The sequence below is a fragment of the Bradyrhizobium sp. SZCCHNRI3052 genome, assembly GCF_032484895.1.
Taxonomy (GTDB): domain Bacteria; phylum Pseudomonadota; class Alphaproteobacteria; order Rhizobiales; family Xanthobacteraceae; genus Bradyrhizobium.
Genome location: NZ_JAUETW010000022.1, coordinates 18,810 through 37,460 on the forward strand (window position 1 = coordinate 18,810; position 18,651 = coordinate 37,460).

Below are 18,651 nucleotides of genomic sequence, written 5' to 3' on the forward strand. Positions count from 1 at the left end.
ATGCCAGCAACTAGTGATTCTGCAGGATGGCGAACACCTCAATCTCGGCGCCAAACGAGGGGGAAGTAAGTCCCTCGTCGACTGTCGCGGCAAGCCAGCTACGATCGTTGACAAGACTCACCTTCATCGCGATGACGGCGGCACTTCCTCGCCTCTGGGGACGCCCGTCCAAAACGCCGTTTCCATCAGCCGGCCCGGGCACATCTGTCATTTATAACTTGTTAACCAGCGTCCATTTGTCCGTGCGAGGAGATCGATGCGAACGTGTTTTTTACTCCGCCTTAGACGCCCTCCCGTATTCAGGTACAGGTAGCGCAAAAGTATCGGTATCGAAGTGGGTTGCGCGCGCTGCTCGGAAGGCAGAAGTACAACATGTGCGAGCAGACGTTACCCGGGCGTGAGGTGCTGGCCACGTCGGCTGCGACCGATCAGCCGCCGTCGCACCACTTGGGAACTTACGCGTTCCTGATCTCTCTTTTGAGCGTTTTCTATCTTTCCAACGCATCACTCGTCCTAAGTCATTACGACCTTGGCTGGCATCTTGCCGCTGGCGACTTGATTCGAACCGAAGAGCGCATCCCCTTCCAGGATCCCTGGTCGTTCACCCTCGGGACCCAACAGTGGTTCAACCTCTCGTGGCTATGGGACGTGGTTGCCAGCACAATCTTCAAGTTCAGCGGATACGCAGGTCTTGTTGTCCTCGTCTTGGTGTGCGGAATCCTGATCGCTGGATATCTCACGTCGGCTTGCTTGCGAAGTGGCGCTTCCGCGTTCGCCGCCTGCATCGGGACATTTGCGGTTTGCCTGCTGTATCCCTCCTACGATACGGCGCCTAACAGCTATCTCGCAGCATCTCCCAACATCGCGACCATGGTATTCAGCGTGGTCTTCTACCGGGAGTGTTTGCGGCCGACCAAACTGTTGTTGCTACCCTTGCTGATGGTGCTCTGGGTGAATTTGCACGGTGGATTCGTGCTTGGCTTCATGATCCTCGCTGTCTTCGGTGGCGGGGCCATTCTCCGAGGTGACTGGAACAACTTAAGGGCCATCGTAGTGGCTGGTTGCGGCTGCCTAGCCGCTACCTTCGTCAATCCGCTCGGCTGGAAAATCTACAAAGGCGTGGCCGCTACCTTGGGACACTTTGTTCAGGGACATATTGGAGAGTGGCTTCCCTATTCTCACAATGTCGAAATTCCGGGCAGCCTTCCCGGAATGGCCTACATTATTGTGTTCATCGCGCTGGAACTGCGGTACGGCGTAACGGCGAAAATCCGCGCTGAGCACCGCATTCTGTGTTGGGCATTTCTCGCGCTCGGACTTTCCCAGTTTCGATACATGTCATTCTTTTTCATCTTTTCGACGGTGCCGGTGGCTCTTCATCTCGATCGGCTTCTTCCCACTCGGCTGCCCAAGCCGCAAATTCAGCGCGCGCTTCTGACTGCAGCGCTCGTTGGCGCATGTGTCCTTCCGGTTACTTTTATCCGAGTACAGCCGGCTTTGGCATTGCCAAACATGTTGTCGGAGCAGGACGCCGAATACCTGGAGAAGCATTTTGCGCATGCGCGGGTGCTTAACCATTGGAATGTTGGAGGATATCTGATCTTCCTTACCCATGGATCAGTCCGGCTCTTTGTCGACGGCCGAGCGGCCACGGCTTATCCTGATGAGTTGCTCCGCGACTACTTCAAGCTCGTGCATTGGGAGGTCGATGAAGCCGCCTGGGATGAGGTGCTCGAGAAGTACCATATCGATGCTGTCGTGTGGCTTAAGGGGCATGATGAATTGAGGCAGTTCCTCGTAGGAAAGCGAGGCTGGACTGAGGACCATATCGGGAAGTACGAAAGTGTCTATGTCAGGCCCGCTGTCGCGCGCTGACGTGGCGCCGAGGGATATCGCCAGGTACTGCATCCCCCGGAGCGGCAGAAGCTCATGCGCATTTGCGTAGAAAGTTGACGGCGAGGTTTCCACCAACGCCCGCTCTGCTTCACCGATCTACTCCAGGGCTCTCGCTCACCGGCCAAACGATTGTAAAGCGTGGTTTCGTTGCTGCCGTAGCCTAGAGATCGCGCGGCGTTATATCCCCGCGCAAAAGCCGCGGCACAGGTTCCACAATGGTACGCAACCGGTGAGAGAATTGTGTCCAGCCAGATCTACCAAAATGCCCTCTCATGAATCCGGCCGCTCTGCAAATGGCTTCAGAACGCGCCTCGTTTGTGACTCGTGAATCTCAGGATCTCCCCTTTCACACTACCTTAAGTTTTGTCCCGTAATTTTGCGGGGTGAGAGATCGGGTGATCTGCGGGCCACTGGCCGCCGGGTTAAAGAGCCCTGCTTGAGAGATGTGCCGCGATCAGCTCCCTGGGAATGCGATCCAATGTTCCGTGCTTTCGTCAGATGTTGCGCTCGCGATCGTCAAAAGAGCTTCGTTGAAGGAAACGATGGCCTGCAGGCATGAAAGCCGACGAAGAAAGCCTCGCGTGGCAAACACTCAATCTCAATTGGCTGCCAATCGCTCTGTTTGGCGCGGCGCTGTTGAGTGCCTTGACGTACTCCGACTTTTCCTTGGAGCCAATGGGTTTCGGAGTTCTCGTTGCTATTGCGATTTCGCTTGCGAGTATTGCGTATGGTTATGCCCACATCAGGCAGGCTTCTGCGGATCCTAAACTTGTCTTCTGGTTTGGTGTCACAGCTCAGATCATATTGCTCACGGCGATCGCTGGCCCTCTTAGTTATGTCGCAAACGCGATGAATTGGCCCCTACAGGATCAGAGCCTATTGTGGATCGACCGCGCAATTGGGTTTGATCCCCAGGGGATTGCAGCGTTTTTCAATGCCCACAGCTGGATCGTGCACTACTTGAAAGTTGGATACGGCTTCATCAAGTGGCCCCTGCTCGCGATCCCGATCGTTTTGGCGATGGGATCGCGGTTCTTGCGACTTCAGCAATTCGTGCTGACGTTGAGCGTTGCACTCGCTGTAACGATTGTCGTGTCCGCCTTCATTCCGGCCATAGGGACCTACTATGGTCTGGGATTGTCGCCGGGCGAGCAATTCCCGAAGGTTGACTCGACAAATTACGCGGCGCAGCTTCGGGATATTTTCGCGTTACGAGATGGGTCGTTACGACAGCTCGACGTGCTCAGGCTAGCGGGCATCGTATCATTCCCAAGCTTCCACACGGCGTCGGCAGTTCTTTATATCTGGGCTTTGTGGCCGATCCGAGTTTTGCGGCCGGCGTCGATCGCGCTCAATACCTGGATGGTTGCCGCGACGCCCCTGATCGGTGCGCACTACATCATCGACCTCATCGGAGGCGCCGCTGTGGCTGGCGGGTCTATCGTGATGGTCAAGCACTTCTTGAGATCTGTATTTGTCAGGTCACAGCGCCGCACGCAATGGCCCGCTTATTGGCCGTCCGCTATGCCAAACGCAGGATCTTCGTCGGAGTAAATCCGGGTCACATCTTGGTGGCGCTGCCAGATGGGCCGCGTTGGGGCCGGCGGGAGCGACGAATCGGCTCGATATCTGCAGCTCGCGGACCACTTGAACCCGATGGGCTCAGTGCTGTGCAGACGTTGTGCAGTTCGACGCGGTGCGTGCTGCTCCAGTTAAACTCGGTTGTTGATGCTGCGGAAACCAGTGGGCTCACCATGTCAGACGCCGTTTCGGGTTCAAACTCGGTTGCAAGCCAGGGCAGAGCAAGAGCCGTCGGCGTTCTGATCCTGGTGCTGGGGCTTACTGCGGCGATGGCGTTCAAGCTGCTCTCGATCAGGGGCGGCGTTTTCGACGCCATGTCGACCGATGATGCGATGCGTCTTGTCGAAATCCGGGATTTTCTCGACGGCCAGGCCTGGTGGGATCTCCGGCAATACCGCCTGGGTCCATCCGGCGTGCTTATGCATTGGTCGCGGATTGTCGATCTGCCACTAGCTATATCGATCCTGACCTTGAAACCTTTGATCGGTCCGCTCCATGCGGAAGCGGTAACGCTGTTCGTCTGGCCAATACTTCTGCTTCTCGTGGCTCTCGTGCTCGTCGGGACGATTGCCTACCGTATGAGCGAAGGCGTCGCGGCCTCATCGCTGGGCGCAGCTGTGCTGGCTATGCTGGCAGCGCCAGCATTGATTCACTTCAAGCCGGGCGCGATCGATCATCACAACGTGCAAATCGATCTCTTGCTCCTGATGCTTCTCTTTGCGATCCAGGCCGATCGAAGCGCGACCAGGGCGGCGCTCGCAGCGTTGACCGGATCTGTGTCGCTCGCAATCGGAGTTGAGATCCTGCCGGTGATCGTCACGATATGCGGTGCCATGGCGGGTCTTTTCGTCTGGCGTGGTGGAGAGGTTGCGCGCGAAGTCTCGGCCTTTGCTCTCGCGCTAGCCGCATCATCGGCGGCTCTCGGATTTGCGTTGGTTCCGGCAGAGGAACTAACGTTGCCCGTGCTTGACGCGTTCGGGGGCCCGCTGCTTTTGTTGACCGTGGGCGGGAGCGTTGGCCTGGTGCTAATGGTTGGAATTGAGCGTTACCGATCCTCGCTATGGCTGCGTGTTGGCACTGCGACCGGAACCGTGATCGCCTTGCTCGGTGCGTTCGTCCTGCTTTTTGCGCGATCGCTGGTGTTGCCGTATTCGCAGCTTGATCCGCTGGTCGTTTCTCTATGGCTCGATCATGTTCAGGAGACCGTATCCCTGGCGGAGATGATCCGGATCGGTCCAGAGGAAGTACTCGGCTTTTACGCGTTTCCTCTTATAACAATGGCAATCGCGGCAGCGGCATTTTTGCGAGCCAACCCGGTTGATCGATTTCGGTGGGGTGTTGGTGTCGCTGCCCTCGCGACGTTGATTGCGATCAGCGTGTGGGAAATGCGCGGAACAGGCGGGGCTGCCATGGCGGCAGCGCCAATATTCGCCGCAGCCGCCGTCTTCATCTGGCCATCGCTTGCCCAGACAAGCAGCCTCGTTTTGGTGGCGTTCGTCTTGTCTCCGGTCATGTTCGCGGTACTTGGAAATTGCGCGAAACCACTGATCGATTCGATGGTAGAGCCGACTGAAATGGTATTTGAACCTGACGAGTCCCGATGCCAAAGTGTTTCGGATGCCGAGCCTATGGGGCTATTGGCGAGAGGACGCGTCATGGCGCCGATCGATCTCGGCCCGGCCATATTGGCTGCGACGAAACACGCCGTGTTTGCGGCCCCATACCACCGGAATAACGATGGCAATCTCGCGATGCTCAAGCTCATGCTTGCGCCAGCGCCGGTTGCGCATCAGATGCTACGAGATTACCACGTCGATTATGTGGTCACGTGTCGGACATCTCCAAATCGTAACGTTATTGAGCGCGCTCCGGATGGCTTAGAATCATTGTTGGCTCGAGGCGAAGTTCCTGAATTTCTCGAGCCATTGGGACTCGCATCCTCGTCCAAAATCGCGGTTTGGCGTGTTCGGGGGTGATGGCCCAACTCCGGTAGCTTAGGTTTGGCGCAGATGAAGTCAAGTTGCTCACGCAACTGCCCGTATTCTGATCCGTCCCGTCAATACTGCGTCCACTACCCGGTCCGTGGGTGCGCGCTCTCGATCTCGCGGCCGCATCGGCGCGAACTCGGTAGCAATTGGGTATCCTCTTGAAGCGAGAGGACTCAGGAAGGTTGAGCACCAACTCGCACAATGAAGCTTCGGTCCGCGCGCCTGCGCGCGGTACTGGGGCGCGGACCAAGGACCTTGAGCGGCCCTGGGTATATGAAGAGAACGCGATCGCGGGACATTGCAATGCCAGCTGGCAGCGGGGTGTCGGCACGACGCATGGGTGGATCTCGCGCGTGCGCGAGTCTTGCGCCTCCCCGCAACCATCGAAACACAGGAGAGGTTGGGCGAACGAGGGATCCGAACTTCACCTTTGGGCGCCGAGCCCAAAGGGCAGGCAGTCAACTTTTCTGAAGTCTTGGCAACTTTCAGGCGATTCTGGCTTCCAGCCTACCCCTTGGATGGTGCAGGCATCGCCAGAAATTCCCTTTTGAAACCAAGAGCCCTGGAACGCTGGTGCGGGTGCCTAAATCATTGATCTTGATCCGTGTTTTCGCCCCTGTCGTGCCCACCATCGGCCGATCAGGCCGGTGACCTAGCCTCGTTCGATCTCACGATCATTGAAGATCCTCTGACGTCGAAGCCAAACATCAGCCGTGGCTCGCGTCGCGGGTCCGCCAGCCCCAGGGCAGGGCGACCATAGTCGTGAATTCATGCATCTGTCCTTCTGTCGCCGCGTCGTCCCGGCCGGGCTCGTCCCGCTTGCGCGGCCGCGGTCGCTTCGGCGCGGCAAAGGCCCGGCCATCCACATCGCGGGGCTTGCCCAGACAAGAGTGGGATGCCCGGGCGCTTCGCGGTGCCGCTCTTTCGCTTCATCGGCGGCCTGCTGATCGTCGGACGGGTGTGTCGGGTGGATGCTGCGGTCTGGATTTCAGACATGGCTTCGCTGTCTCGCGGCGCGCTTTGCGTCCGAGCTGTTCTGATCGACCACCCTCTTCGTCGAAGAGGGCACGGGGAATGCCGGGCGCTGGCCGCACCCATGGCCCGCCTGCAGAAAAAAAGCAGGCGGCAGTCACCACAGGTTCAGCCGAGAACACCCGGCATTCCCCGCGCGATGGTTTTGACGGCTGCTTCGCGATCTCCCCGGTGCGCCGGGCTTTCTGGCCACCGTATCGCACAACGCGCTTGCGCACCTTGCGCTGGGCATCAGCGTCGGGATGCCAGGACCACGCGACTTGACCGTGCGCATCGACGTCGTTCGTCGGCGCGGCTCAGCCACGCTGCAACATCGACACGCCCACCGCATCCCGCCTCGACGTTCGTGACGACCGCGAAGCGCCCCTCTTGTGAGACGGGACGGGCAGATAGAAGCATAAATTCTGGAAAAAAGAAACAAGAATCTTCATGCTCGGGAGACTGGACAGAGACATGTGTTTGAGGCCGCAGTCAAAACGAGTTTTTCTGGCGTAGGCGATCTGGATGCGGAGAGACGACCGCGCACCAATGCCGACAAGACCGGCTCCCCGATCTGAACCGGACGAAAGCACTTGGCGCGCTCTATTGGAAGGTCGCCGTTGTCACTCAAGAGACCTCCAGCAAGAGGGTTAGACGGAGTGTGCCGTGGGTACGCCTTTTACGATCTCGTTTTGAGATCAAGTCCCTTCCATATTTCGAGTTCATCAGAGTCTTCATAGGCAATGCAGAGGCAGACATCGTCTCGCCCACCGGTTCTACGGGCAAATTCGATGCTGTGAATGGGGGCAGAGATAGATAGCGAAGAGTTTAGCGGCACGCTGACGATCATGCCGGCCTGAATCTGCCCACCTGCCATCTCGCCAGCCAGAACAAACAACCGGCGACTTTCAAGGGCGAAGGTCTCGTTCACACGAAAGCTGAACATCAGGAAGACCTGCATCATGATATCGTGCTTGTCTCTTCCTTGCTCGAAACAGACATTGATAGCAGTCCCCAACTTGCTTCAGAACACGTCGATCGTCGGAAACCGTGGCTCTCCGGTGATGCAATCCCAGAGGTAGACGGCGAGGCCGACGTCGCCGGTCCATAACGAATAGCGTCCGCGGCCGGCGACCATCTGGCCGCCGCGAACCTGCACGATGGCGGTCATCGCGAACTGGCGCGCGCGGTCGAGCCAAACCGGGTCGTGGGTGCGGCGATAGAGCTTGAGGAAGGCGTAGCCGTTTCCGCCGGTGCCGTGGCAGAGGTTCGAGCCCTTGGTCAGTGGTCCGGCGGCCCAGGTGAAGCGTCCGCCGTCCAGCAGCAGCGCGTCGAAGTCCGGCGTCGCGAACGGCGCGTCGGCAAAGGTCGTCACCATGCCCGGGGCACCATGACAGTGCTGACAGAGGAACAGCCGCTTCTCACGCTTGCTTCGCGGTCCCCATGTGGTTCCGATGTCATAGCGCCATGCGTTGGCCGCGAGCGCCTTCGGGACGAAGGCGGCCACGTGAGCCTGCTGTGCCGCCGTCAGCCAGTCCCATCCGAGCAACAACGGGATGACGTTGCCGGCGAAACCATGAACGGGTCCGAGGAAGCGGTCCTTGGCGCCATATAGATCCTGGGTCCAGAGCGGGCCCTGCGGTGTGTCCTCCAGCTCGGCCAACAGCCGTGCCGCCTGCACCTCGAACAGGCGGCGCCAGCGCGCTTCCCCGGTCATCCCCGCCATGTGGACCGCCGCGACCATCGACCCCGGCAGACCCCACATCAGCTCCCGGATCGGCAGTTCGTTGTTGTTCTCGGCGTGCCAATGAATGAGGTCGGCGAGGCTCGACAGTGGCGTGAGCCGCATGGCGAGCAGGGCGGCCCCCATCTCGCCACGGAGCAGCGAGCCATGTTTCTCGTAGTCGGCAGGCGAATTGGCTGCGTGGTCGATGACCGTCCGCTCCATCAGCCTGGACAGCACGGGGCGGAAATCCTTGGTCGCTCGGGTTGCGCCGACACGATGCAGGTAGTCGAGGGCCCAGATCACACCCGCGGCGCCCTTGTAGAAGCTGGGATCGCCGTCGGCGGTCCCGTCGTCGCTGGGGTGGGCCGGCCAGAAATGATCGGGATCGAATTGGGCGATCGCATCGGCCGCGATGTCTTCGATCGCGGCCAGGGCAATCGCTTCGTCCCAGGGAGTCTGGACCAGCGGCCGATGTCGTCCCAGGGTGATCATCGTGTCGGGCTCTCGGGTGCTGTCCGTCGGTCGCGTCAAGCAGGCAGGCCGCGGGGCGCATGATTGGCAACCAGCCTATCCAAAAGCCTGCCGTCGGTACACCATCGGTCCTATCGGATGATGGCTCGAGACGATGCCCAAGGTCCGCGGGGAATGAACATGCGCGAGACCCTTTCGATACGGTGCTACATCGCCGCGCCTCGGCCGGCGGTCTATCGAGCGCTGCTCGATCCGCGCGCGATCGCAAAATGGAAGGTGCCGGACGGGATGACCTGCGACGTGCATGCGTTCGACGCCCGTGAAGGCGGCGCGTTGCGGATTTCGCTTACCTATGACGTGCCGACCGGGACCGGCAAGACGACGGCGCACACGGATACGTATCGCGGTCGCTTTGTGAAGCTCGTCCCGAATGAGCAGGTTGTCGAAGTGGACGAGTTCGAGACCACGGATCCTGCGCTACGCGGCGAGATGACCATCACGATCACGCTCGCCGATGCGGATGGCGGGACCAAACTCCTTGCCACGCATGATGGACTGCCCCGTGGCGTATCGCCCGCCGACAACGAGGCCGGCTGGCGGATGGCGCTCGCGAAGCTCGCGGCGCTCGTCGAGGCGCGATAGGCCGGGCGTTCCGCTCATGCCCGCGGCAAACATGGGTATGCCGATCACCGGCCGCCGTTCACCGACGCGGAGCAAGAAAAGACCGATCAGAAAAAGCCGTGGCTCAGATCCGTCCCGTAGGTCAGCGCCATCGCCGACACCAGCAATATGGCGGCACAGAGCAGAAGGAACTGTTTGAGCAGTTCGTGTTTCGTACTGTCGGATGCTTCGGAAAATGCCTTATGAAATGCCTTGGTCAGAGCCGTCATTGCGACCTCGATCTCCTCCCGCCCTTGAGTAGGTCAAGGCAGCAGGCAGAAGGTTCATCTCGGCACAGATGCTGACCGGCATTGGACGCGAAAGTCCCGGCTGGACGAAGGCCGCCCGGTCTCCTCAGGCGCGGCGGCGGCAAGCCCGAGCAGGACGACGAAACCGCCGATCGGCGGCAAATGCTGGACATCGCAGTGGCGTAGGACGGTCGCTCCTGCCGCGGCAATGAGCGCCGTGCCAAGCGCCAGGCCGACGGTGGGACGGTCGCTCAGTGCTTGATCGCCATCCAACCGCCTTCTTGCGAGATCCGGAGCCGCACGCTTATTGAAACACCTTCACGGTGCGACGCTGTTTGGTGGAGACGGTCCAATTGACGTCGCAGGAGTCACCCGCGTTGATGCTGAGCGTCACGTTGAAGCAGACCTTGCTTTCGTCGGCGACCGCGCTCTTTCCGGTAAAGCACCCCGGACGTGTTTCGGAAAAGGAAAGAGCAGCGGTATCGGGTATCAGCTCCCAACCTGCGTCCGCCGCAGCGCATGTTTGCACCGGGCCTGCTGATTTGCCGACCGGCGCGCCTGTAGGATGATCGAGATGCATAGGTCCGCCATTGACCGATATGCTTTTTGTCTGCACGATCTCCTTCAAGATCGGTGGTGGAGGTAACAAAACGTCATTTGCAGCGAGACTGAGCGACGGCATCTGTACGACGGCGACAAATTCCGAGTTTGGTACTCGCTTGAAGACGTAGATCCGCTCTCCGGGACCGACGCTAGCCTCGACGATCTTGTCTTTCTGGTCGCCGACAACGCCAAACGACTCTCCGCCAATGACCTGAATGATGAGGGGATTGGGGTTCGGGATCGCGCTCTTAGGCTCGAAGCGGATTCGTAAGCTGACGATCTGCTGGCTGGGGCTCTTGGTCACCACAGCGGTCAGGGGCGATCTCGACTGAAGGCAGGCCGTGTAGGCGGCAAGGCCATTTTCATCGACGCCCGACGTCACCAGATGCTTCGCTTCGTCAACGCTATAGTTGAACCGCGTCTCTTGGTACATGCTGGCGCGCTTTGCCGCGAAGCTCTTGAAATCTCCAGCGAAATATTCGGGGATGATTGCGGAGGCAGACTTCTTTGCCTCTTCATAGTTCGCCTCATTGATCAACTTGAGCTGGGCGAGCATGACTGCAAGGGAAGAATCCTCGATGCGCATCGCCTTGAAAGCTTCGATATTGCAATCGCTCGCCTCACTGAAAGCCGCGCCCGAAGATCCCAACAGGGCCACGACAACAAAAATCGCAAGTCTCACGACAATTCTCCCTTTTCGAATGAGATTGAAGGGGCCAGAAAAGAATGTTTTGGTGAAATCGTGAGGCCAACGAAAAGTCGGCCATCCAGTGTCATCAGATTGCGCCTTGCCAAGAGCCAAAGCAATATCAAAACGCGTCGCAATCTCTGCCGGCAGCCCCGCCGTCAGGCGTCTCGAAGCGAGCAAGTGCAAAGGAACGAAATCATCAGCTGCCCGGATCGGCAGTTCGTCGTTCTTCTCGGCGTGCCAATGAATGAGGTCGGCGAGGCTCGACAGTGGCGTGAGCCGCATGGCGAGAAGGGCGGCCCCCACCTCGCCACGGAGCAGCGAGCCGTGTTTCTCGTAGTCGGCAGGCGAGTTGGCTGCGTGATCGATGACCGTCCGCTCCATTAGCCTCGACAGCACGGGGCGGAAGTCCTTCGCACGGCCTGTCGCACCGATACGGAGCAAGTAGTCCAGCCCCCCAGATCACCCCCGCCGCGCCCTTGTAGAAGCTGGGGTCACCGTCTGCCGTCCCGTCGTCGCTGGGATGGGCCGGCCAGAAATTGTCGGGATCGAACTGGGCGATCGTGTCGGCTGCAATGTCGTCGATCGCGACCCGAACGGCCGCTTCGTCCCAGGGGGTCTGGATCAGCGGCCGGTGGCGTCCGAAGGTGATCGTGATGTCGGGCTCCCCTGTGCTGCGCGCATCTCATCAGCTCGTGACTGCGGCCCATGCCGCCATCGCCTTGAATGGGAGAACCGACCGATCCCAGCAGCTCGGTTGTCAGGTGCTGTCAGCCGCACGACTGAAGTCGAGCGCCATGTGCGCCTCGTCGTAGTATCGGCCGCCGTCCTTCGCGGCTTTCAGCTCCAGGCCAAATTCCACGAAGCCGATGCTTTCGTAGAGCCGTCGCGCCGGCACATTGTCCTGGACGACGATCAGCTGAACGATCTCGACCTGCTCGCGCGCGACATCCAGGATGGCATTCGCCAACAGGCGCGCGAGCCCGCTCCGTCGAAAGGCTGGCTTAACGTACATGCCGAACAGCCGGCCCTTATGGGCGTGCTTCGGCCCCTGCTGGACGACGAAGCCCAGCGTGCCGACAAGCTCGCCGTCTCGAAAGGCGCCGAGGGTGTGGGTGTCCTCAAGCCGCCTGGCGAACCATTCGACGCCAAGCCCGTTCTCCAGCTCGAAGGTGCTGCCCATCGATTCCGGGCTGATCGTCAGCGCCTCCAGACGAAGGGCCTTGAAGCATGCCGCATCGTCGGCCCGCAGGCGCCGGATCGTTGCAGCAGGGCTCATGGACCGGCTTTCCATCGTCCTCGCGTGAAAAAATCTTCGCGTGAAAGCGGCGCCCTTGGGCGAGCGCTTCGCCGCATGCGCGTGCTCGACTCCTCGGCCTACGGGCCTTCACAGGCCGACATGCCAGCCGGCCTGCAAACAATGCGGCCTGCCGCAAGCGCAGGCCGCCAGACGTCACCTCACAGGAGCTGACCTCAGATGAGGCCGAGAGGTGAAGCCATCAAACTACTGGGCGCGCTTCAACCGCTTGATCTCGGCGACCTGAAACTTGCCGCCGGCCAGCAGGCTGCTGCAATGCAGCCAGACCTTGTTGCGATCCCAGCCCAGGAACGCCTTGGTCTCCGCACAGTCCGCGTAGTGCTTGTACCTGAGGGTGTCGGAGCAGGTCGTATCGAAATGCGAAAATTCCTGACCGGACAAGCTGCATCCGACCCAAGGCGCATTGCCCGACTTGAAGCTGGTCTCGCAGCCGCCGTTGCAGCTGCTGGCGGCTCTCTCCAGCTTGGCGATCCTGGCTTCCACGGAGTCCGACGCAACTGACGGCGCGCGCGCCGTCGACGACGCCGTCGACCGCGTGCGGCGCGAGATCCCGGTGTCGGCCGTGGTCTTCGACCTCTGGAGCTTTGTCGCCTGCTTCGGTGCGTCGACCGTTACGCCCGGAAGCGAGGGGGCGGAGCCTGGTGTGATTTGCGATGCGGCAGGACCGCACAGCAGGACGGTTGCCAGCACGGCGGCAGCCGAGGACACGACGACACTCGACGACAATCTCATGACAATATCCCTTCAGGGACGAACCTGCCGTCCCAATACATTGTGACCGCACTATATTACCTATCCGAAAATGGGAAACTTGGCTACTCAGCGCCGAAAAAATTCTGCGAATGATCGTCGTTTGCATCGCGATCGGGTGATGTGCCGGCGACGCATCCAGAGATTGCCGTGTCGCGATGGGAGGCGATTTCGGATCGGCAGAATGACGCGCAGGCTGGACCGCGGGCGGTTGGCCTGACGTCACCCGTCGGGAGGCGGAGCTATCAACGCAGTGCGGCAATAGGCTTCCACGCGGCATTGAAAGCAGGCCGCGTCCCGCGCGGCAGGCTGCAAGTTCCTTGTGGAGCAGCTTCGCTGGAAACTGCTAGAAGCGATCACGCACTCACAGGGGATGACGAGCTCAATGACAGCCAAGCGCGTGGTGTTCACCGGGGGAACAGGCAAGGCGGGCAGGCATGTACTGCCGCATCTGCAGAACAAGGGCTACGCGCTCCTCAACGTCGATCTCAAGCCGTTCGATCACCCCGGGATCAACACCCTGATCGCGGATCTGACGGACAGCGGCCAGGCCTTCAACGCGCTGACCACGCATCATGGCTTCGGCGGCTTCAACGCCGGCCGGCCGCCACGGGCGCCGGATGCGGTGGTGCATTTCGCCGCGATCCCGCGGGTGCTGATCGAGCCCGACAATGAGACCTTTCGCGTGAATACGATCAGCACCTACAACGTCATCGAGGCCGCGGCGAAGCTCGGCGTGCGCAAGATCATCATCGCCTCCAGCGAGACCACCTATGGCGTATGCTTCGCGGAGGGCGACAAGGACTTCAGGAGCTTTCCGCTCGAGGAGGACTACGACACCGACCCGATGGATTCCTACGGGTTGTCCAAGGTCGTGAACGAGAAGACCGCGCGCGCCTTTGCGATGCGCTATGGCATCGACATCTACTGCTTGCGCATCGGCAACGTCATCGAGCCGCATGAATACGACATGTTCCCGCGTTTCCTCGCCGACCCGCCGTCGCGCAAGCGCAATGCCTGGTCCTATATCGACGCTCGCGACCTCGGCGAGATCGTGCATCTGGCGATCCAGAAGGACGGGCTCGGCTTCCAGGTCTTCAACGCGGTCAACGACACCGTCACCGCAACGATGCCGACGCGCGAGCTGCTGCGCCGCTATTGTCCGAATGTGCCGGTGACCCGCGAGATGGGTGACGACGAGGCGCCGCTGTCGAACCGCAAGACGCGCGAGGTGCTCGGGTTCAAGGAAGCGCACAATTGGCGCAAATACGTGAAGGCGGGGTAGGGCAGCCGTAGGGCGGATGAGCGCAGCGTAATCCGCCATTCCGGCTGTTGTGCGCATAGCGGCTGTTCGCGCACGGGGCGGCCGATTACGCTGCGCTCATCCGCCCTACGGACCGGTGCCTTCCCTCACGCCATCCGCCGCCGGAGCGCGAGCATCGCCAGCGACAGCACGATCGTCCCGACGATGAACACGGCCGCCGCCGAGACGATCGCCGGGCTGATGTTCTCGCGGATGGTGGCGAACATCTGCCGCGCCAGGGTGCGCTGATTGGGACCGGCGACGAACAGCGTCAGCACCACCTCGTCCAGCGACGTCGCGAAAGCGAACAATGCGCCGGAGATGATGCCGGGCAGCGCGATGGGAAACGTCACCGAGCGTAGCACCACGGCGGGCGAGGCGCCGAGACTCGCGGCGGCCCGCTCGAGCTGGATATCGACGCCCTGCAAGGCCGAGGAGACGTTGACCAGCACGAACGGCACGGCGACGACGGTGTGCGCGATGATGACGCCGAGATAGGTGTTGGTGAGCCCGTAGCGCGAGAACATCAGCTGCATGCCGACGCCGAGCACCACCGCCGGCACGACCATCGGCAGCAGGAACACGGTGCGAAGCGTCGCGAACAGCAGCGAGGCGGGCTTGCCGCGCAGGCCGAGCGCGGCGAGCGTGCCGAGCAACGTTGCAAGGGCTGTGGTCCCCGCGCCGATCAGCAGGCTGTTGACGATCGACAGCCGCCAGGAGTCGGCGGTGACCAGCTCGCGAAACCAGCGCGTCGAATAGCCGGGAATGGGATAGTTCAGGAACACGCTGTCGGTCAGCGATAGCGGCAGCACCGCGATCAACGGCCCGAGCAGGAACACGATGACGGCGATCGCGAACAGCAGCTTGACGAGCGGCAGCCATTTCATGCGCGCTGCTCCTCGGTCGAGGTCAGCCGGATGTAGGCGGCGTAGAGCAGGATCGTCATCGCGAGCAGGACGAGGCCGAGCGCGCCGGCCATGCCCCAGTTCGCGGCTCCCGTGGCGTAGTAGGCGATCACCGAGCTGATCATCTGATCGTTGGCGCCGCCGATCAGCGCCGGCGTGATGTAGTAGCCGAGCGCGGCCATGAACACGAGCAGGGCGCCGGAGACGACGCCGCGCATCGACAGCGGCAGCAGGACGTGGACGAAGGCGCGCAGCGGATGCGCGCCGAGCGAGGCCGCCGCCGGCATCAGATTGCGCGGGATCGCGATCAGCACGCTGAAGATCGGCAGCACCATGAACGGCAGCAGCACATGCGTCATGGCGATGACGACGCCGAGCCGGTTGAACATCAGCGGCACCGGCGCTGACGTCAGGCCGAGCCCCTTCAAGGTGGCGTTGATCAGGCCGTTGTCCTGCAGCACGACATACCAGGCCGCGGTGCGTACCAGGAGGGAGGTCCACAGCGGCAGCAGCACCGCGCCGAGCAGGATCTGCCGGCGCCAGCCGTCGACCGAGGCGGCCACCATCGCGAACGGCAGGCCGATGAGGATGCAGGCCAGCGTCACCAGCGCCGAGGTCACGAAGGTCCGGATCATGATCAGGCGGTTGGCCGAGGCGCCCTCCGGCATCGCAGCGATATTGCCGGCGGCGTTGCGCTCGAGGTCGACAGCAGCGAGCAGGTTCTTGTCGGTCCAGGGCGAGGCGACGGCCTCGGCGATGGTCGTCCAATAGGAGGTCTCGCTCCAGCGCGAGTCGATTGCTGCGAGGTCGACCGCGTCGGTGCCGTCGAGCGCGCGGCGGGTCTTGCCGAGCAGGCTGCGGAATCCGGACTGCGCGCTGTTGAGGCGGCGAACGAGATCGCCGAACTGCTCGTCATTGGTCAGCTTGCGGATGTCGTCAATGAACGCGGCCTGTGCGGTTGCAGGAGGCACGCTCGTGCGGTCCCAGCGCGCCAGCGCCTTGTGGGTGCGGGGCAGGGACTCGGTCGCGACTGGATCGGATACAGCCGACTTCATCATCGTCACCAGCGGCACGACGAAGAACGACAGCATGAACGCCAGAAGCGGCGCCAGCAGCAGAAATGCCGTCAACCGTTGGCGGAAGACTGGTCGCATGATCCCACCACCCAGACGTCCGACGCCGCGAACGACAGCGCGACCTCGCTGCCGACCTCCGCAGCCTGACCGGCACGATCGCCCTTGATGATCAGCCGCTGCGCGCCGACCGTGGCGACCAGACGCACGTGATCGCCGAAATACACCGCATCCAGGATGCGCGCGGTCAGGCGGTTCGCGGTCGCCGCTGCATGATCGTTGATCCGGATGGCCTCGGGACGGATCGAAACCTGCACCTTGCCGCCATCGATGCGGGCGGAGCCGGCATGCGCCGACAGCGTGAGGCCCGAGTCCGTCGTCAGCCGCATCACCTCGCCCGCGTGCTCGTCGAGCTTGCACGCCAGCAGGTTGGTCTCGCCGATGAACTCGGCGACGAACGGCGTGCGCGGCAGCTCGTAGATCTCGCGCGGTGTGCCGATCTGCTCGATCCTGCCGTGGTTGAACACGGCGATGCGGTCGGACATCGTCAGCGCCTCGTCCTGGTCGTGGGTGACGAAGACGATGGTGAGGCCGAGCCGGCGGTGCAGGTCGCGGATGTCGAGTTGCATCTGCTCGCGCAGCTTCTTGTCGAGCGCACCGAGCGGCTCGTCCATCAGCACCACCTGCGGCTCGAACACCAGGGCGCGGGCGAGTGCGACGCGCTGCTGCTGGCCGCCGGACAGCTGCGCCGGCTTGCGCTCGGCCATGGCCGACAGCTTGACCATGTCGAGCACGCGGGCGACGCGCTGCGCGATCTCGGGCTTGGGCGTGCCGCGCATCTTGAGCGGAAAGGCGATGTTGTCGCGCACGCTCATATGCGGGAACAGCGCATAGTTCTGGAACACCACGCCCATGTTGCGCTTGTGCGGCGGCAGCCCGTCGACCCTGGCGCCGCCGACCTCGATCGTGCCGCTGGTCGGCTGCTCGAAGCCGGCGAGCATCATCAAGAGCGTGGTCTTGCCGGAGCCGGAGGGACCGAGCAGGGCGACGAACTCACCGCGCGCGATATCGAGATCGAGATCGTCGACCACGGTCAGCGCAGCGAAGCGCTTGACCACATGCCGGAACGAGATGAAGGGGGTATCCATGACGGAGGCTTTCGGCGCGGACCTCGCCGGGACTCATGCACGAGGAGGGCAGGCGCGCGTCGCGACGACGATCATCGCGCGCCCGGTTTGCTGAAGCGGCGAGCCTCAGCGCGCGAGCCAGGCGTTGAAGCGCTTCGACAGCTCTTCCGAATTGTCGGTCCAGAAGCCGACGTCGAGCGCGATCGCCTGCTTCAGATTGTCCGGCGTGGTCGGCAGCTCGGCGGCGAACTTTTCCGGCACCAGCTTGGCGGCGGCGATGTTCGGCAGGCCATAGGCGATGTATTCCGGCAGCTTGGCCTGGTTCTCGGCCTGGCTCGCAAACGCGATGAAGTTCATCGCGGCGTCCTTGTTTGGCGAGCCCTTCAGCACCACCCAGCTGTCGACAGCGTAGATGCTGCCCGGAAACACGAAGCCGAAATGCTTGCCCTCGGTGCGGTTGATGGCGCTGATGCGGCCGTTATAGACCGAGGTCATCGCGACCTGGCCGGATGACAGGAGCTGCAGCGGCTGCGCGCCGGCCTCCCACCACACGATGTCGGCCTTGAGCGCGTCGAGCTTCTTGAAGGCGCGCTCGACGCCCTCCTTGGTCTTCAGCACCTTGTAGACGTCGCTGGCTGGCACGCCGTCGGCCATCAGCGCGAATTCGAGCGTGTATTTGGCGCCCTTGCGCAGGCCGCGCTTGCCCGGAAACTTCGCCGTGTCCCAGAAGTCCGCCCAGGTCTTCGGCCCATCCTTGATCTTGTCGCCGTCATAGGACATGCCCGTCGACCACACGATGGCGCCGACGCCGCAATCGCTCACGCCGGCCGGGATGAAGCCTTTCTTGTCGCCGATCTTGCTCCAGTCGATCTTCTCATAGATGCCGTCGCTGCAGCCGAGCTCGAGCTCCTCGGCCTCGACCTGCACCGCATCCCAGTTCGGCACCCCGGCCTTCACCTTGGCCTGCAGCACGCCATAGCCGCCGTCCCAGCTCTCGTCGAGCACGGTGGCGCCGAGCTTGGCGGCGAACGGCTGGAAGTAGATCTTGCGCTGCGCGTCCTGATAGTTGCCGCCCCACGACACCACCGTGAGATCGCGCGCCTGCGCCGCCGCGGCGACGCTCAGCATGGCTGCCGCCGCCACCAGCACCGTCGTCGAGACGGTGAGGGCCGCGCGTGGCGTCCCGTTCGACACCTTCACATCCGTGGGACTGGTCCGCCGTGAAAACATGCTCGATGATCCGTCGCGCTTTGAAAGGTTCAAAAAAGCTATCGGCTGTTCCCAGCCGTGGCAAGCGCGAGTT

16 protein-coding genes are annotated in these 18,651 nt (G+C 61.8%); 6 read left to right on the forward strand and 10 right to left on the reverse strand.

Translation table 11 applies throughout. The features are described from left to right. The first annotated feature begins 372 nt into the window (after positions 1-372). The 3 genes from QW887_RS33995 to QW887_RS34005 all read left to right on the forward strand — a co-directional run bounded on the left by QW887_RS33995 (position 373) and on the right by QW887_RS34005 (position 5,453). A complete protein-coding gene (locus QW887_RS33995) occupies positions 373-1,875 on the forward strand; it encodes a hypothetical protein (protein WP_315716589.1) in 1,503 nt (500 codons plus the stop codon). Between the two features lie 576 nt (positions 1,876-2,451). Further along, on the forward strand, positions 2,452-3,450 hold the full coding sequence (locus QW887_RS34000) for a phosphatase PAP2 family protein (RefSeq protein WP_315716590.1): 999 nt from the start codon (positions 2,452-2,454) through the stop codon (positions 3,448-3,450). Between the two features lie 146 nt (positions 3,451-3,596). Further along, positions 3,597-5,453: a hypothetical protein gene (locus QW887_RS34005; RefSeq protein ID WP_315729359.1), complete on the forward strand. Its 1,857-nt coding sequence runs from the start codon at positions 3,597-3,599 to the stop codon at positions 5,451-5,453. A 1,702-nt stretch (positions 5,454-7,155) separates the two neighbouring features. On the opposite strand, the gene QW887_RS34010 is transcribed toward QW887_RS34005, so the two are convergent. Together QW887_RS34010 and QW887_RS34015 are read right to left on the reverse strand one after the other, a co-directional pair. Next, entirely contained in the window at positions 7,156-7,437 is a 282-nt protein-coding gene (locus QW887_RS34010; RefSeq protein ID WP_315769318.1) for a hypothetical protein, read from the reverse strand. 63 nt (positions 7,438-7,500) lie between these two features. Then, positions 7,501-8,694, reverse strand: coding sequence for a LanC-like protein (locus tag QW887_RS34015; RefSeq protein WP_315716593.1), 1,194 nt, complete (start codon positions 8,692-8,694; stop codon positions 7,501-7,503). A gap of 159 nt (positions 8,695-8,853) precedes the next feature. Between QW887_RS34015 and QW887_RS34020 the strand changes: the two genes are divergently transcribed. Further along, on the forward strand, positions 8,854-9,315 hold the full coding sequence (locus QW887_RS34020) for an SRPBCC family protein (RefSeq protein WP_315716594.1): 462 nt from the start codon (positions 8,854-8,856) through the stop codon (positions 9,313-9,315). An 86-nt stretch (positions 9,316-9,401) separates the two neighbouring features. On the opposite strand, the gene QW887_RS34025 is transcribed toward QW887_RS34020, so the two are convergent. The 4 genes from QW887_RS34025 to QW887_RS34040 all read right to left on the reverse strand — a co-directional run bounded on the left by QW887_RS34025 (position 9,402) and on the right by QW887_RS34040 (position 12,571). Then, a complete protein-coding gene (locus QW887_RS34025; protein ID WP_315716595.1) occupies positions 9,402-9,563 on the reverse strand; it encodes a hypothetical protein in 162 nt (53 codons plus the stop codon). Between the two features lie 322 nt (positions 9,564-9,885). Continuing rightward, a complete protein-coding gene (locus tag QW887_RS34030) occupies positions 9,886-11,256 on the reverse strand; it encodes a hypothetical protein (RefSeq protein ID WP_315716596.1) in 1,371 nt (456 codons plus the stop codon). A gap of 376 nt (positions 11,257-11,632) precedes the next feature. Continuing rightward, positions 11,633-12,151: a GNAT family N-acetyltransferase gene (locus QW887_RS34035; RefSeq protein WP_315716597.1), complete on the reverse strand. Its 519-nt coding sequence runs from the start codon at positions 12,149-12,151 to the stop codon at positions 11,633-11,635. A gap of 225 nt (positions 12,152-12,376) precedes the next feature. Continuing rightward, positions 12,377-12,571 carry a hypothetical protein gene (locus QW887_RS34040; RefSeq protein ID WP_315716598.1) on the reverse strand — a complete coding sequence of 65 codons (195 nt, stop codon included), beginning with the start codon at positions 12,569-12,571 and terminating at the stop codon, positions 12,377-12,379. A 31-nt stretch (positions 12,572-12,602) separates the two neighbouring features. Here QW887_RS34040 and QW887_RS34045 point away from each other — a divergent pair, with 31 nt between their 5' ends. Both QW887_RS34045 and QW887_RS34050 read left to right on the forward strand, forming a co-directional pair. Further along, positions 12,603-12,968, forward strand: a complete 366-nt coding sequence (locus tag QW887_RS34045; protein ID WP_315716599.1) for a hypothetical protein — start codon at positions 12,603-12,605, stop codon at positions 12,966-12,968. 357 nt (positions 12,969-13,325) lie between these two features. After that, complete coding sequence (locus QW887_RS34050; RefSeq protein ID WP_315716601.1) at positions 13,326-14,225, forward strand: NAD(P)-dependent oxidoreductase; 900 nt, start codon at positions 13,326-13,328, stop codon at positions 14,223-14,225. 125 nt (positions 14,226-14,350) lie between these two features. Here QW887_RS34050 and QW887_RS34055 read toward each other — a convergent pair whose 3' ends face one another. From QW887_RS34055 to QW887_RS34070, 4 genes are all read right to left on the reverse strand, one after another. Beyond that, a complete protein-coding gene (locus QW887_RS34055) occupies positions 14,351-15,130 on the reverse strand; it encodes an ABC transporter permease (RefSeq protein WP_315716602.1) in 780 nt (259 codons plus the stop codon). Beyond that, positions 15,127-16,239 (reverse strand): ABC transporter permease, encoded by a 1,113-nt coding sequence (locus QW887_RS34060; protein WP_315716712.1) that lies wholly within the window; start codon positions 16,237-16,239, stop codon positions 15,127-15,129. Before QW887_RS34060 ends, QW887_RS34055 begins: the two co-directional genes overlap by 4 nt. A 35-nt stretch (positions 16,240-16,274) precedes the next feature. After that, positions 16,275-17,369: an ABC transporter ATP-binding protein gene (locus QW887_RS34065; RefSeq protein WP_316196119.1), complete on the reverse strand. Its 1,095-nt coding sequence runs from the start codon at positions 17,367-17,369 to the stop codon at positions 16,275-16,277. A gap of 105 nt (positions 17,370-17,474) precedes the next feature. Next, a complete protein-coding gene (locus QW887_RS34070; RefSeq protein ID WP_316168077.1) occupies positions 17,475-18,476 on the reverse strand; it encodes an ABC transporter substrate-binding protein in 1,002 nt (333 codons plus the stop codon). Positions 18,477-18,651 lie beyond the last annotated feature (175 nt).

Coding starts and splice junctions, on each gene's coding strand:
- QW887_RS34070 (WP_316168077.1), bottom strand. CDS start 18,476: ATGCTGAGCGTCGCCGCGGCGGCGCAGGCGCGCGATCTCACGGTGGTG.
- QW887_RS34065 (WP_316196119.1), bottom strand. CDS start 17,369: ATGGATACCCCCTTCATCTCGTTCCGGCATGTGGTCAAGCGCTTCGCT.
- QW887_RS33995 (WP_315716589.1), top strand. CDS start 373: ATGTGCGAGCAGACGTTACCCGGGCGTGAGGTGCTGGCCACGTCGGCT.
- QW887_RS34050 (WP_315716601.1), top strand. CDS start 13,326: ATGACAGCCAAGCGCGTGGTGTTCACCGGGGGAACAGGCAAGGCGGGC.
- QW887_RS34035 (WP_315716597.1), bottom strand. CDS start 12,151: ATGAGCCCTGCTGCAACGATCCGGCGCCTGCGGGCCGACGATGCGGCA.
- QW887_RS34015 (WP_315716593.1), bottom strand. CDS start 8,694: ATGATCACCCTGGGACGACATCGGCCGCTGGTCCAGACTCCCTGGGAC.
- QW887_RS34025 (WP_315716595.1), bottom strand. CDS start 9,563: ATGACGGCTCTGACCAAGGCATTTCATAAGGCATTTTCCGAAGCATCC.
- QW887_RS34010 (WP_315769318.1), bottom strand. CDS start 7,437: ATGCAGGTCTTCCTGATGTTCAGCTTTCGTGTGAACGAGACCTTCGCC.
- QW887_RS34030 (WP_315716596.1), bottom strand. CDS start 11,256: ATGGAGCGGACGGTCATCGATCACGCAGCCAACTCGCCTGCCGACTAC.
- QW887_RS34020 (WP_315716594.1), top strand. CDS start 8,854: ATGCGCGAGACCCTTTCGATACGGTGCTACATCGCCGCGCCTCGGCCG.
- QW887_RS34000 (WP_315716590.1), top strand. CDS start 2,452: ATGAAAGCCGACGAAGAAAGCCTCGCGTGGCAAACACTCAATCTCAAT.
- QW887_RS34055 (WP_315716602.1), bottom strand. CDS start 15,130: ATGAAATGGCTGCCGCTCGTCAAGCTGCTGTTCGCGATCGCCGTCATC.
- QW887_RS34060 (WP_315716712.1), bottom strand. CDS start 16,239: ATGCTGTCGTTCTTCGTCGTGCCGCTGGTGACGATGATGAAGTCGGCT.